The organism is Taklimakanibacter deserti (genome assembly GCA_003574785.1).
Window position 1 is genome coordinate 162,246 of the sequence record QORU01000005.1, and the last position, 12,370, is coordinate 174,615.

Consider the following 12,370-nt stretch of genomic DNA (forward strand, 5'->3'; position numbering starts at 1 on the left):
ATCACGAATTCCACACGCTGATCGCCGGCTCGTCGACGCTGTGGTGGCCGAAGCCAAGCGTGCTCACGGTGCCGGTCGACAAGAGCAGTGCCCGCGCGAACAGGACCGGCTGCTCGACCCATCTGGCGGTCAGCACCCGCAATATGTGGCCGTGGGCGAAGACGAGCACATTCCCCTTCTGCGCCTTCAGCCGGGTCACGATACGGTCGGCCCGTTGAGAGATTTGCTCGACGGATTCGCCGCCGGGACAGCCGTCGTTGAACAAGTCCCAACCAGGGCGGCTTGAGCGAATAGCCGCTGTGGTCAGGCCTTCATAGTCGCCGTAATCCCACTCCAGAAGGTCCGGCTCGGGCTTGCCGGTGAAGCCGGCCAGTTCCGCCGTGCGGGCGGCGCGCTTGAGCGGGCTCGTCAGCACCTGGTCGAAGGCCGTTCCGGCCAGACGGGATTGGAGCGCCCGAGCCTCCGCCTCGCCGTTCGGGGTCAACGGCAAATCGGTGCGGCCCGTATGTCGTCCGGACTTCGACCACTCGGTCTCACCATGCCGGACGAGATGGATGGTTGGCAGATCGCTCACTCGGTTTCTTCCCCTTGCCTGACACGCCCCGTGGAATAGGTCGGTATAGTATTCTACCGCTGAAACTTTTAAAGCAGCTACGGCTAGAGAAGGGAGAAAGCCCATCATGACCGATCTCAGCGGCAAGACCGTCCTGGTGACGGGCGGATCGCGCGGCATAGGTGCTGCGATCGCGCGGGCGACCGCGGCGGCGGGCGCCCATGTGCTGCTCCATTATGCAAAAAGCCGCGCGGCGGCAGAAGCTCTGCGCGAGGAGATCGGAGCCGCCTCTTGCCATCTTCTGAGCGCCGATCTCGCGGAAGCCGATGCGGCCAGCACTTTGTGGCGCGATGCCGAAGCTCAAGCCCCGCGCATCGACGTGCTGGTCAACAATGCCGGCATCTTCGCCCCCGCCCCGGTCACGGCACCGATGGCGGACTGGCGGCAGGCTTTCGCGCAAGTTATGCAGGTGAACCTCACCGCACCGGCCGAGCTCTGCAAGCTGGCGGTGGCGCATTTCCGGCAAACGGGCGGCGGCAAGATCATCAACATCGCCAGCCGTGCCGCGCATCGCGGCGACGCGCCCGATCAATGGCCCTATGCCGCCTCGAAGGGCGCGCTGGTGGCGCTCACCAAGACCATCGCGCGGGGCTATGCGGCGGAGAATATCCTCGCCTTCGCCGTGGCGCCGGGCTTCACCGAGACGGACATGGCCTATGTCGGCATGACGGAAGCGGATATAAGCCGCATCCTCTCCGAGATCCCGCTCGGCAGCATGGCGGCTCCCGAGGAAGTGGGCGCCCTTGTCGCCTTCCTGTGCGGCGATGAGGTGCGCCATATGACCGGCGCCACTTTCGACATCAACGGCGCGAGCTATGTCCGCTGAGCCTGCCACGACGATCATCGATGAACTGCGGCGTGCGCTGGGCGACGATGCGGTGCTGACCGGCGCCGAGATCGGCGAGCGCCATCGCGGCGATGCGAGCCAGACCGGCCGGCACTTGCCCAAGGCGGTGCTGCGTCCGGCGAGCGCCGATGAGGTGGCGGCAGCGCTCAGGATCTGCAATGCGCATCGCCAAAGCGTGGTGCCGCAAGGCGGCATGACCGGTCTTGCTGGTGCCGCCAATCCGGCCACGGCCGATTTTGCCCTGTCGCTCGAACGCCTCGCCGGCATCGAGGACATCGATCGGGCGGCAGGGACCATGACGGTCAAGGCCGGCACGCCGCTCGAAATGGCGCAGAATGCCGCGGCGGCCCAAGGCTTCCTGCTGCCGATCGATCTCGGCGCCCGCGGCAGCTGCCAGATCGGCGGCAATCTCTCGACCAATGCCGGCGGCATCAGGGTGATCCGCCATGGCGTGACGCGCGACAATGTGCTGGGCCTCGAAGTGGTTCTCGCCGACGGCACGGTGCTCACCATGCTGAACAAGATGGCGAAGAACAATACCGGCTATGATCTCCGCCAGCTCTTCATCGGCGCGGAAGGAACGCTGGGCGTCATCACCCGCGCCGTTTTGCGTCTGAAGCCCTTGCCCGAGGGCCGGTCCACCGCGCTCCTGGCGCTGGCGGCTTACGATGACGTGGTCGCTCTTCTGAACCGGGCCAAGAGCGAGCTCGCCTCGCTCTCCGCCTTCGAGGCCATGTGGCAGAGCTATTTCCGCTTCAATTGCGAAGCCGAAAGCCTTCGCCTGTTCGAGAGCGCCCCGCCCTTCGCCGTCATCATCGAGACGGAGGGAGCGGGCCACGACGCGGCGCTCGAAGCCTTCCTCGAAGGCGTGCTCACCGACGGGCTGATCGCCGATGCGCTCATCGCGCAATCGGAAAAGGAGAGGCGCTCGTTCTGGGTGGTGCGCGAAGGCCTCGCCATGGACCGCCTCTTGCCGTCGCTCGTCAATCTCGATGTCAGCCTGGCGATCGGCAGCCTCGGCATCTTCGCTGCAGAATGCGCCATGGCGCTCGACCGGCGCTTCCCCGGCTGCCATGTCTCCTTCTATGGCCATATCGGCGACAGCAATCTGCATGTTTCCGTCTCGGTCGCGGGCGCGAGCCAGGCCGACCTGCACGACATAGACGAGATCGCCTACCGGCTCGTCGCCCAATATGGCGGCTCGATCTCGGCCGAGCACGGCATCGGCACGCTCAAGCGCGATTATCTCGGCTACTCGCGCAGTCTCGAGGAGCTCGGCGTCATGCGCCGCATCAAGCAGGCGCTCGATCCGAACGGCATTCTCAATCCCGGCAAGGTGTTGAAAAGATGATCTTACTGAGAGTTATCGCCGGCTTCCTCATCGGCGCCATTGCCGGCGCCGCCTTGGCCCTGGCCTTGTCCATCGCGGCCGCGGAGATTTTCAACATCTCGCAAATGGAAGGCGCCTATGCCATGGGCGTCGTGTCCTTCATCATGCCGTCCGGCGCCGTCGTCGGCGGGATCATCGGCGCCGTCTGGCTGGCCATGCGACGGAAGCCGAAAGCATGAAGCGCTTGCGCTGAGGCCGGCTCTCCGCTCTATTGAGCGAACCATCGGTGGATGGGAGCACATGGCAGAAGCGCCTTCGCCTCCGTCGCAAACAGAGAACCCGCCCGTGACCTCGAGCCGGCGCAAGGCGCTGGCGCTCCGCCTGATCCTTTCCTTCATCGTCGGCCCCTTGCTGCTTACGCTCTTTCTCTGGAACCCCATGCATGTCATCGCCGGGCTGCTCGTAGCCTGGCCGCTTTACATCGTGGCTCTTGCCGTCGCTCTTTATTTCGCCGAGTCGGTCCTGGCGCATATGGCGCCGTGGACCGCTGCCGCCGTGCTGATCGCGTCGGCGATATGCCTGTTCACCCTTCCCTTTTACGGACGCCTCGATTCCATTGCGGTGATCGGCGTCGTCTCCGCATTCATCTCGGGCATGACCTTTTATGTCTGGAATTCGCTGTACCCGATCGACCGGACCTGATTACCTGGGCGCATGAGCGATCCCCGCCAGAGTTCCGGCATCCATCACGTCACGCTGGTGACGGCGAATGCGCAGCGCAACGTCGACTTCTATGCAGGTTTCCTGGGCCTCAGGCTGGTGAAGCGGACCGCGGGCTTCGAGGATTCGACCCAGCTCCATCTCTTCTATGGCGACCAACTGGGTTCGCCCGGCTCCCTCATCACCGCACTTGTCTGGCAGGAGGGCGCCCGTGGACGCCAGGGCCTCGGCCAGGCCTTTGAGATCGCCCTCGCCATACCGGCGGAGGCCATGGGTTTCTGGCTCACGCGGGCGATGACATTGGGACTGAAGACCGGATTGCCGGGCCGCGAATTCGGCGAACCGGTCTTGCGCCTCAGCGATCCGGACGGCGTCATCATCAAGCTCGTCGGCCAGGACGAACTCCTGGCGCCCGCCTTGTTTCATCCGTCGGACATTCCCGCCGCCATGGCCGTGCGCCGCATTCGCGGCGTCACTTGGCTCTCCAATGATCCGAACGGGACGCGCGCGGCTTTGCCCCAGCGTTACGGTTATCGCGAAAGCGCCCGCGAGGGGGCGGCGACCCGGTTTATCTCCTTAAGCGGCGATGTTGTCGATCTGCGTGAAGCGTCGGGCTTCTGGCCGGGAGCGCCGGGCCCCGGCACGATCGATCATGTGGCGTTCCGTGCCAGCGGGCATGCCGAGCTCGATGCCCTTCATGCCGCCTTCGCCGCTGAAGCGCGCGCCACGAGCCCGATCAAGGACCGCCGTTATTTCACCTCGCTCTATGTCCGCGAGCCGGGTGGCATCCTCACCGAATTTGCGACCGATGAGCCCGGCATGACGGTGGACGAGGATGAAGCCGGGCTCGGCACGAAGGTCTTTGTTCCGCCGCATGAGGCGGCACGCGAAAAGGATATCATCGCCATGCTGCCCGATATTTCAGCGCCCGGCGAGCCGCGCGATCCCGCCGCCGACCTTCCCTTCATTCATCGCCTGAAGCGTGCGGAAAAATCCGATGGCGCGACCCTGATTCTCTTCCATGGCACCGGCGGCCATGAGGCCGACCTTTTGCCGCTCGGCCGGGAGATTGCGCCGCAAGCCGATCTCCTGGGCTTCCGCGGCCGCAGCAGCGAGGAAGGTTCGCTGCGCTGGTTCCGGCGCTATGGCATGGACCGCTTCGACCAGGCGGACATCGCGCGGGAGACGGGAGCCTTCGCCGCCACCTTGCCGCAAGCCCTCTCGCGTTACGGGCTCGATCCATCCCGCGTCACGGCGCTCGGCTATTCCAATGGCGCCAATTTCGTCGCCGCCCTCATGCTGCTTCATCCCGGTCTTCTCGCCCGCGCCATCCTGCTACGGCCGATGCTGGTGCTCGAGACGCCGCCGACGCCCGACCTCTCGGACACGGGCATTCTGACCATCGCCGGAAGGTCGGACCCTTACGGCCAATATGCGCCGCCATTGGTCGATCACTTCCGCCGCTGCGGCTCAAGGATCACCGCCGAAACCATCGCCGCCGGTCACGGCCTCGATCGTCAGGACATCGTTCTCACGCGGCGCTGGTATGAGGCGAACGTCACTGCACCGCCAGGTTCTGATTGATCGACACGTCCCCCGACCCGCCTTCGGTGAAGAGCCTGGTCCAGAATTCCATGATCTTGTTCAGCCGTTCGATCGGCAGCGCCGTGCGCTCGGCCGTGCCGCCGCGCCCAACGCCGAACACTTGCACCTTGGCGCCATGAAGTGACGGCACGAGCTGATTCTCCGCGATTCGCTTGAGGAGGTCGGCATTGGGCAGCATGAGGAACTCGCCGCCCGGCATGAAGGGCGAGTTCTCGATGAGGTCGGAGAACAGGAATATCTCCGCCGACTTCTTGCCCGACAGTTCCTCGCGCGACACCAGCGCCACCGTGGTGACGATGTCGGAGAACGGCAGCTCGGTGAATTGATCGAGCCGCTCGCGCGCCTTGTTGCGGATGTCGGCGATGAGGATGCGCTTATGGTTGAGGATGAGGCCGCCGGTGCAGTCGGAGAACAGATCCTCCCAAAAACCCTTCGGCGGGCAATAAGGAATGCAGCGGTCGACCAGGCGCTCGGAATGGGCGGCGCTGTCGCCGATGGTCCTGATGACGATGCGGTCGCCGCCCTTGAGGTCGGCGACGATGCGCTGCAGGCCGTCGACGAGGATGGTCTTGTCCTGGGCGTCATAGGGCGTCGTGACGTCGACGAAGAGCAGAACGTCGCGGCCATCGGCTGCGCAATAGCGCTGCCAATCGATCGCTTGCGCGTCCGCTGGTCTGATGAGGCCTATGAGGAGGATGGCGGCGAGAACGGCAAGGCTTGCGACACTCCTCATCTGAGCGGCCGGATATTGGCGCCTTTCGTCACCTCGCTCGGCGGCAGGCGGGAGCCTGCGAGCTGCGAGCCGACGTCATCCTCCATCGCCTCCTCGGCGAGCGTGTCGAGATCGTCGAGCACGAACCGGTCCCATTCATCGAGCGGTTCGCTCAACAGCGTCTTCATCTCGATGATCTTGTTGTTGGCATCGGCGAAATTACGGCTGGCGCCGGTGAGATCGGGCGTGAACTTGCGGATGACCTTGGCGCGCGACTGGGCATATTTGGACTGCAGCTTGTTGAGGCGGCGGGTGGCCTTCTTGAGAGCGGCTTCCGAGTGATCGAAATCCTTGTCGGGATCGTGGCTGAAGAAGCCGAGCAGCATGGCGATGATCACGCCGCCGAAATTGACGGTGAACAGGATGAGCGCGCTCACATCACCGAAGGCGCTGAACAGGCTGGTGAAGAAGCCATGCTGGCTCACTTGCCCGCCGATATCGGTGAAGAGGCTGCCAAGGCCTGGATCGGCGGCACCCGCCGAATAGCGGGCGCGGCCGATGGTCAGGATGGAGATGAGAATGGCGAGAACCGCGACGCCCAGGCAGGCGATGATGAGGTTCGACCACACGACGCGGCGGCGATATTCCGACCAGATTTGCCGGAGGCATCTGCCGGCGAGATGCGCGAGCAAGAGCAGCAGGATGGCGAAGGCGGTCGAGACCAGATAGGAGGTGAGATTGGTTCCCTGGATCGCATAATCGAACAGGAACTTGTTGACCGGCGCTTCGAGAATGGCGAGGCCGAGCGCCAGCAGCCAGAATATCCAGGGCGCGATGTTGAGATTGTTGATCGGCCGGCGCACGACGGCCTGCAGCCGGTCGAACTGCTGGTCGTGGCGTTCGAACTCGCGCTGCGCCCCTATGTAGATGTCCGAGCGCGGCCCGTGATCGAGCTCGACATTGAACAGCTCGTTCTTCCGGTCGGTCAGCAGCTTGATGTATTCGGAATGGTGCTTCTGTCGGGCGCCCATCCACTTGGCCAGCTCTTCGCGCGGATTGACGGTGGCGCGTCCTCGTGCCTGCAAGGCCATTGTCCCCTCCCTCGCGGCCGGGAACGAACCGCTCCCGGTCGCGCCTTGGATCAAAGCGTCAAATGGCCGTTTCGGCAACAGGGAACTTCATGACCGGGTCTGATCCGGTCACGAATCCGGTCATCCGGCGGCTGCCTGCCCGCCTTTCGCCGGCAGCGGCGAGGGCTTGCCTTCCAGGCTGTCATAGCAGGCGAGGCGCTGATCCGCCGCGCTGATCGTCCGGCATTGGGCGAGGGTCAACACGGCGCGTTCCGGCGTTGCAGCGAAGAACACGGCGAAAAGCGTGGCGATGGCGACCAAGGCTGCCGGCACGAGTGCCAGGACCGCGATGACCGGCGGAAGCTTGCGCCTTCTAAAAATGGTGTTTGACATGGCTCGGGACTCATCGTTTCTGACGTCCATTTGGCTATCCGCGCATCGGAAAACGATGCGGAATAGGCGGCTCGGCCATAAAGCGATCATAAAATTCAAAGGTGAAAAACATGTCAGGCAGCGAGATGGAACAAGCCCGAAACAGCGCCCAATCCTGGTACTGGTGGGGCATTCCGACGCTGTTCCGCTGCCCCTGGAACGAAGACCCTTCGGCCTGCGATATCGCCCTTGTCGGCGTGCCGCACAGTTCCGGCAATGGCTCCACCGAGCGCGATCAGCATTTGGGGCCACGCGCGGTGCGCCATGTCTCGGGCTTCTATCGCCGCGCCCATGGCGTGCACGGCTTCGCCCCGTTCGAGGCGGCGCGGATCCATGACCTGGGCGACGTGCCCTTGCCGGAAGCGATGAACAACGAGGCCTGCGTCCGCGACATCGAGGCCTTCTATCGGCGCCTCGATGCGGCCGGCACGCGCCCCGTATCGATCGGCGGCGATCATTCGATCACCGGTCCGATCCTCAAGGCCGTGGCAGGACCGGGGCGCAAGCTTTCGGGCGGCAAGCCCGCCGCCTTGATCCATTTCGACGCCCATACCGATTCCTATGAGAACATGCCGCATTGGCTGGGCGCCCGCCGTTCGGCGGCGCATTGGGCGGCCTATACGGTACGGGAAGCGGCCGTCGATGCCGCCCATAGCATCCAGATCGGCATGCGCGGCCATCCCTCGGGCTCGATCCATCAGGGCAAGGTCGGCTCGGCCAGCGAGGCGCTGGGCTACAAGGTTGTCCCCATGAACGAATTCGAGGAGCTCGGCATCGCGAGGACCGTCGAGCTCATCCGATCACGAGTTGGTGACCGCCCGGCCTATATCACCTTCGACCTCGACTCCCTCGATCCGAGCGTGGCGCCCGGCGTGTCCAACCTCGAGCCCGGTTTTTCGGGCTTCACCATCCGCGAGGCGACACGCTTGCTGCAGGGCCTCAAGGGCCTGGATATCATTGGTGCCGACGTCGTTTGCCTGATGCCGACCAAGGACAGTCCGAACCAGATCACCGCGCAGATGGCGATGGTGATGATGTTTGAGCTCACCTCGCTCGTCGCTTTTCGCCTGGCGGGCCTCGCCGCCTGACCCTTCGGCAGGGTCATGGACGAAGCCGCGCAAATCGGTAGAATAAGGGGACGGCCGGTACCCGGCCATGGGGATAGACCGACTGCGAGGGAGAAGGTCCATGCGTTTGAGGCTTGTGGTGTTGGCCGCGATGCTCTTGGGCGTGCTCAATATTGGCGCCGCACTTGCCGCCAAGAATGTTCTGATCTCGATCAACAAGAACAGTCAGAAGATGACCGTGTCGGTCGACGGCGAGCAGACTTATGTCTGGCCGGTGTCGACCGGCGTTCAGGGCTATACGACGCCGAGCGGGAGCTACAAGCCGTTCCGCATGGAGCGCGACCATTTCTCCAAGGAGTGGGACGACGCGCCGATGCCGCATTCCATCTTCTTCACCATGGAAGGCCACGCGATCCATGGCAGCCCCCATACCAAGCGCCTCGGCATGAGGGCATCGCATGGCTGCGTGCGCCTGGCGCCGGCCAATGCCGCCAAGCTCTACGCCCTGGTGCAGAAGACGGGAATGAAGAACACCCGCGTCGTCGTCAAAGGCGGTTTCGAGTTCGACTTCGGCGGCTTCTCCGATGATTTCGCCAGCGCCTTGCCGCGCAAACCGCGCTGGATGAAGCGGCGCAATCCCTTCGCCGATCTGTTCGACTGATCGGAAGCAGCATCTCGCCGCCGTCACGGCGCGATCACCTTTTCGACGCCGGACTGGTTCGTCAATGAGACGCGCGTCGCCTTGTCGGTCGCGAGCATGTGGATGCCAGGCTCGGTCTGATCGTTGACCAGGACCAGGCCCGATCCGTCCTTGCCCGCGCCGAGCTTCACCCGGATGGCGCCGGTTTGATCCATCAGGCGGAAGACCACTTCACCATCGGGTGCCACGCTGAGCCGCGAGCGCACGGTGCCGCTGTGGTCGACGAGCTCGATCAGCTCGGCCCGGAGGACGGGCTCGGCCGCGGGTGCCGCGGACAGATGGTTGAAGCCGAGCCCACCGGCCAGCACCCCGAGATTGAGGATGGTGAGCGCCAGCACTGCCCGTTGCATATTGGACATGGAACCTCCTTTCGGAGCGCTCCGCATGGAGGGCTCCATGGGCTTTATGAAGTAATGATACGCAAGGCATGCCGTCCTATATTCCTGCCATGGCTGACGGAAACATGCCTCGATCCTGAAGTGCGGGCGGGAATGTGGTGAAGCTGCCGGGCATAGGCGCGGCAGCAGGAAGGTGATGATGGGCTGGCTGATCGCCGCGCTGGTATTCCTTGTGCCGCTGGTGTTTTTTCCGCGCGCCGCCGGCTATATCCTGCTGGCTGCTGTCATTTTGCTCAGCGGCTGGGCCCTTTATGAATGGCTGGAGAACAGGCGTATGCTGGCCGAGGAGGACAAGGTGACGATTGCCGCGGTTTTCGACCCCGGAGCCTGCTCGGCCGAGACTCCCGTGCAGACCCGGGTATTGAATGGCAGTTCAAGATCGGTCCTGTCAGTCCGGTTCGACATTTCGGTCAAGCGGCGGGGCTACAGCAATGAGATCGGCCGCTTGTCCCGGCTGCTCGATGACCAGCCCATGGTGCCTTCTGCCGAGTCGCGCTTCTGCTACGCCCTCCCGGTGCTGATCCCGCCGGTCGACCCCCGGGAGCTGGAATTCTCGATCCCTCTAAAATTTGTTACTTTTCAGTAAAGATCAAAACATTTGAAACCGGCCCAGCTTGCTGTAAGTATCTATCCAGGGGGTCGGTGTGGTGGGGATGAATGCTGAACTCTCTCAAGAAAAAGCGCTCTGTTTCTCGTTCGTCAGGTAAAAAGCGGGTCGCTCGCGTCGGGTCGCCCGTGACTTTTGCCTGGGCTTCGGTTGCAACTGAATTGAAGACCGCAAGGCTGGGGCGGAATTTCACGATCCGCGATCTGGCCCGCGAGGTCGGCTGCGATCATACGGTCATCTTCAGGCTCGAACGTTCGACGCCTGTTGCAGTAGAGCACCTGCTCTCGCTGCTCCTGTGGCTCGGTCGTGAACCTTTCGCGTTCACTTCCGTCGATCGCAAGTTCAAGGCGAAGTTGGCACCCGGAGTCTCGAAGAAGATCGCGAACGGGTCGCAGGCGCGCAAGACCGGACGGCGTTAAATGGATGGGTCCCAATCCCATCCGAACCAGATCATCGGATGGGAATTTGGGAGCCCGCCGCTTATGTCTTCTGCAATGCCAGGATCGGCGATCTAATCGATCCCCGATGGAGGGTCGATGATCCCTGTGACCTTCTCACGAGCGCGCATCCCGGCGAAGTGAATCACTTCGCCGAAAGGATTCGCAGCAAATTCAGGTGACTTATAGTGAGAGCTGTCACATAGACCTGTCATATGAGCGCGTCCGGGATGGCGCATCGCTTGGATAAGGCAATCGGCATGAGACGGCTGTTTCAGCATTTGAAACTGACGTATAGCGCAAGCTCCCCGTTCTCCTGGTTGGGATCGCTGTCATGAAGGCTGAGAGCAACGCCCGTTCCGTGCCGCCGCTGCCGGGCACGGCACCTTGGGCGCCCAAGATCGTCTATGCGCCCTTGCCGCGCTGGCCCGTCGTCATTCCCTTGGGCTTGCTCTTGGGCCTTGCCGCCTGCGCTTGGCTGCTGCTGATGGAGCGGGACTTTTTGTCTTCGCTGGCGAGACTGGCCGCTGGGTTTCTGGCGCCCTGACCGGATCGATTTGAATTTCCCCTACGTTAGAACAGGAAAGCCCTCACCGTTTTAAGGCGAGGGCTCTCCCGGGGTGCGGATCCGGGGGCAATGTCACCGTCCCCACACGGGAGTATAGACGTTGGGTAACAGTTTGTAACGGTGAATAAAGCTCACGCGATCAAAATATGCATATTATCAGACAAACAACCTAAGGAAGAGCAGGCCCCTCTTCATGGAAGGGTGCCTGATCTGCTATCGGGGTCCATGGATATCCGTCAGCTCAGCTACCTGGCCGCCCTTGCCCGCGAGAAGCATTTCACCCGGGCGGCCCAAGCCTGCAACATCTCGCAGCCGACCCTCTCCGGCCGCATCCGCCAGCTCGAGCAGGAACTCGGCGTGCCGATTGTCGAGCGGGGCCAGCGCTTTCACGGCCTGACGCCGGAAGGCGAAAGGGTGCTCAAATGGGCCCATACCATCCTCGACAACTGGCAGGCGATGCAGCAGGAGCTCGCCTCGATCAAGGGCCGCAAGGAAGAATTGACCGGGAAGTTGGTGATCGGTGCCGTACCGTCAGCCTTGCCCATGGCACCGCTTCTGACCCAGACGATGCAGGCCCAGCATCCGCGCGTCGATTTTACCGTCTACTCGCAGTCGACGGCCGAGATCCTGCGCGGCCTCCATGACTTCTCGATCGATGTCGGCATCGCCTATCTCGACAATGAGCCGATCGACGGGCTCATCGCCTCACCGCTCTACCGCGAGCGCTATTGCCTCTTCATCGCCTCTACCCATCCTTTGACGAAGCGGGAGACCGTCACTTGGTTCGAGGCGGCGCAGGAACCTCTCTGCCTGCTGACGCCCAATATGCAGAACCGGCGCATCATCGACCGCGCCTTCAGGGCCGCCAATTGCCAGCCGCAGCCCCGGCTCGAGACCAATTCCATCGCTAACCTATGGTCAAATGTCCGTTTCACCGGCCTTGCCAGCATCATGCCTGAATATTTCCTCGACGCGCTGGGCCCCACGACCGGCGTCACGGCCATCCCCTTGACCAACCCCGATGTCGAGCATGCCGTGGGCCTCCTGGTGGTCGACCGCGAGCCCTTGGCGCCGATCGTCGCTGCGCTGCAGCACGTCGCCCTTGGCTTCGATCCCGCCGCTTTGCGCAAGCCCCTGGATCTTCATCGGGCGTAACAATCATTTCATCGGAACTACCGATTTGCTGGAGCATCACTGTTCCGGCAAAACCGGAATGATTATATAATCTTGGTACCCGGCGCCGGTCTTCCGGCCAGGAAGGTTT

The 12,370-nt window shown here is 63.2% G+C and carries 16 protein-coding genes; 11 read left to right on the top strand and 5 right to left on the bottom strand.

What is annotated here, in order from left to right; genetic code table 11:
* Nucleotide 1: 1 nt before the first annotated feature.
* Nucleotides 2–574 (bottom strand): histidine phosphatase family protein, encoded by a 573-nt coding sequence (locus tag DS839_RS11775; RefSeq protein ID WP_368911531.1) that lies wholly within the window; start codon nt 572–574, stop codon nt 2–4.
* 106 nt (nt 575–680) lie between these two features.
* Here DS839_RS11775 and DS839_RS11780 point away from each other — a divergent pair, with 106 nt between their 5' ends.
* The 5 genes from DS839_RS11780 to DS839_RS11800 all read left to right on the top strand — a co-directional run bounded on the left by DS839_RS11780 (nt 681) and on the right by DS839_RS11800 (nt 5,094).
* A complete protein-coding gene (locus DS839_RS11780) occupies nt 681–1,439 on the top strand; it encodes an SDR family NAD(P)-dependent oxidoreductase (RefSeq protein ID WP_119270524.1) in 759 nt (252 codons plus the stop codon).
* On the top strand, nt 1,429–2,811 hold the full coding sequence (locus DS839_RS11785; RefSeq protein ID WP_119270525.1) for an FAD-binding oxidoreductase: 1,383 nt from the start codon (nt 1,429–1,431) through the stop codon (nt 2,809–2,811). Before DS839_RS11780 ends, DS839_RS11785 begins: the two co-directional genes overlap by 11 nt.
* Nucleotides 2,808–3,029, top strand: a complete 222-nt coding sequence (locus DS839_RS11790; RefSeq protein ID WP_119270526.1) for a hypothetical protein — start codon at nt 2,808–2,810, stop codon at nt 3,027–3,029. Before DS839_RS11785 ends, DS839_RS11790 begins: the two co-directional genes overlap by 4 nt.
* 61 nt (nt 3,030–3,090) lie before the next feature.
* Nucleotides 3,091–3,492: a hypothetical protein gene (locus tag DS839_RS11795; protein ID WP_162918463.1), complete on the top strand. Its 402-nt coding sequence runs from the start codon at nt 3,091–3,093 to the stop codon at nt 3,490–3,492.
* A 12-nt stretch (nt 3,493–3,504) separates the two neighbouring features.
* On the top strand, nt 3,505–5,094 hold the full coding sequence (locus DS839_RS11800) for a VOC family protein (RefSeq protein WP_119270528.1): 1,590 nt from the start codon (nt 3,505–3,507) through the stop codon (nt 5,092–5,094).
* Here the strand turns inward: DS839_RS11800 and DS839_RS11805 are convergent.
* From DS839_RS11805 to DS839_RS11815, 3 genes are all read right to left on the bottom strand, one after another.
* Entirely contained in the window at nt 5,069–5,848 is a 780-nt protein-coding gene (locus DS839_RS11805; protein ID WP_119270529.1) for a hypothetical protein, read from the bottom strand. The two genes, DS839_RS11800 and DS839_RS11805, sit on opposite strands and share 26 nt — an antisense overlap.
* Complete coding sequence (locus DS839_RS11810) at nt 5,845–6,918, bottom strand: hypothetical protein (protein ID WP_119270530.1); 1,074 nt, start codon at nt 6,916–6,918, stop codon at nt 5,845–5,847. The genes DS839_RS11805 and DS839_RS11810 overlap by 4 nt, the downstream gene beginning before the upstream one ends.
* A gap of 120 nt (nt 6,919–7,038) precedes the next feature.
* Nucleotides 7,039–7,290 carry a hypothetical protein gene (locus DS839_RS11815; protein ID WP_119270531.1) on the bottom strand — a complete coding sequence of 84 codons (252 nt, stop codon included), beginning with the start codon at nt 7,288–7,290 and terminating at the stop codon, nt 7,039–7,041.
* A gap of 110 nt (nt 7,291–7,400) precedes the next feature.
* On the opposite strand from DS839_RS11815, the gene DS839_RS11820 reads away from it, so the two are divergent.
* Together DS839_RS11820 and DS839_RS11825 are read left to right on the top strand one after the other, a co-directional pair.
* Nucleotides 7,401–8,417 (top strand): arginase family protein, encoded by a 1,017-nt coding sequence (locus DS839_RS11820; protein ID WP_119270532.1) that lies wholly within the window; start codon nt 7,401–7,403, stop codon nt 8,415–8,417.
* A 100-nt stretch (nt 8,418–8,517) separates the two neighbouring features.
* On the top strand, nt 8,518–9,057 hold the full coding sequence (locus DS839_RS11825) for a L,D-transpeptidase (protein WP_119270533.1): 540 nt from the start codon (nt 8,518–8,520) through the stop codon (nt 9,055–9,057).
* A 23-nt stretch (nt 9,058–9,080) separates the two neighbouring features.
* On the opposite strand, the gene DS839_RS11830 is transcribed toward DS839_RS11825, so the two are convergent.
* A complete protein-coding gene (locus tag DS839_RS11830) occupies nt 9,081–9,455 on the bottom strand; it encodes a hypothetical protein (RefSeq protein WP_119270534.1) in 375 nt (124 codons plus the stop codon).
* A gap of 175 nt (nt 9,456–9,630) precedes the next feature.
* Here DS839_RS11830 and DS839_RS11835 point away from each other — a divergent pair, with 175 nt between their 5' ends.
* From DS839_RS11835 to DS839_RS11850, 4 genes are all read left to right on the top strand, one after another.
* Nucleotides 9,631–10,080 (top strand): hypothetical protein, encoded by a 450-nt coding sequence (locus DS839_RS11835; RefSeq protein ID WP_162918464.1) that lies wholly within the window; start codon nt 9,631–9,633, stop codon nt 10,078–10,080.
* A gap of 71 nt (nt 10,081–10,151) precedes the next feature.
* Nucleotides 10,152–10,520 (top strand): helix-turn-helix domain-containing protein, encoded by a 369-nt coding sequence (locus DS839_RS11840; RefSeq protein WP_162918465.1) that lies wholly within the window; start codon nt 10,152–10,154, stop codon nt 10,518–10,520.
* Nucleotides 10,521–10,872: 352 nt separating this feature from the next.
* Nucleotides 10,873–11,085: a hypothetical protein gene (locus tag DS839_RS11845; RefSeq protein ID WP_119270537.1), complete on the top strand. Its 213-nt coding sequence runs from the start codon at nt 10,873–10,875 to the stop codon at nt 11,083–11,085.
* A 246-nt stretch (nt 11,086–11,331) separates the two neighbouring features.
* The gene (locus DS839_RS11850) at nt 11,332–12,261 is read left to right on the top strand and encodes a LysR family transcriptional regulator (protein ID WP_119270538.1); all 930 of its coding nucleotides are present in this window, start codon (nt 11,332–11,334) and stop codon (nt 12,259–12,261) included.
* The last annotated feature ends 109 nt before the right edge of the window (nt 12,262–12,370 follow it).

What these genes read in the sequence shown, in the direction of transcription:
- DS839_RS11785 (WP_119270525.1), top strand. Translation starts at nt 1,429, where the DNA reads ATGTCCGCTGAGCCTGCCACGACGATCATCGATGAACTGCGGCGTGCG.
- DS839_RS11795 (WP_162918463.1), top strand. Translation starts at nt 3,091, where the DNA reads ATGGCAGAAGCGCCTTCGCCTCCGTCGCAAACAGAGAACCCGCCCGTG.
- DS839_RS11790 (WP_119270526.1), top strand. Translation starts at nt 2,808, where the DNA reads ATGATCTTACTGAGAGTTATCGCCGGCTTCCTCATCGGCGCCATTGCC.
- DS839_RS11810 (WP_119270530.1), bottom strand. Translation starts at nt 6,918, where the DNA reads ATGGCCTTGCAGGCACGAGGACGCGCCACCGTCAATCCGCGCGAAGAG.
- DS839_RS11835 (WP_162918464.1), top strand. Translation starts at nt 9,631, where the DNA reads ATGATGGGCTGGCTGATCGCCGCGCTGGTATTCCTTGTGCCGCTGGTG.
- DS839_RS11845 (WP_119270537.1), top strand. Translation starts at nt 10,873, where the DNA reads ATGAAGGCTGAGAGCAACGCCCGTTCCGTGCCGCCGCTGCCGGGCACG.
- DS839_RS11780 (WP_119270524.1), top strand. Translation starts at nt 681, where the DNA reads ATGACCGATCTCAGCGGCAAGACCGTCCTGGTGACGGGCGGATCGCGC.
- DS839_RS11830 (WP_119270534.1), bottom strand. Translation starts at nt 9,455, where the DNA reads ATGTCCAATATGCAACGGGCAGTGCTGGCGCTCACCATCCTCAATCTC.
- DS839_RS11820 (WP_119270532.1), top strand. Translation starts at nt 7,401, where the DNA reads ATGTCAGGCAGCGAGATGGAACAAGCCCGAAACAGCGCCCAATCCTGG.
- DS839_RS11850 (WP_119270538.1), top strand. Translation starts at nt 11,332, where the DNA reads ATGGATATCCGTCAGCTCAGCTACCTGGCCGCCCTTGCCCGCGAGAAG.
- DS839_RS11825 (WP_119270533.1), top strand. Translation starts at nt 8,518, where the DNA reads ATGCGTTTGAGGCTTGTGGTGTTGGCCGCGATGCTCTTGGGCGTGCTC.
- DS839_RS11800 (WP_119270528.1), top strand. Translation starts at nt 3,505, where the DNA reads ATGAGCGATCCCCGCCAGAGTTCCGGCATCCATCACGTCACGCTGGTG.
- DS839_RS11840 (WP_162918465.1), top strand. Translation starts at nt 10,152, where the DNA reads ATGCTGAACTCTCTCAAGAAAAAGCGCTCTGTTTCTCGTTCGTCAGGT.
- DS839_RS11805 (WP_119270529.1), bottom strand. Translation starts at nt 5,848, where the DNA reads ATGAGGAGTGTCGCAAGCCTTGCCGTTCTCGCCGCCATCCTCCTCATA.
- DS839_RS11815 (WP_119270531.1), bottom strand. Translation starts at nt 7,290, where the DNA reads ATGTCAAACACCATTTTTAGAAGGCGCAAGCTTCCGCCGGTCATCGCG.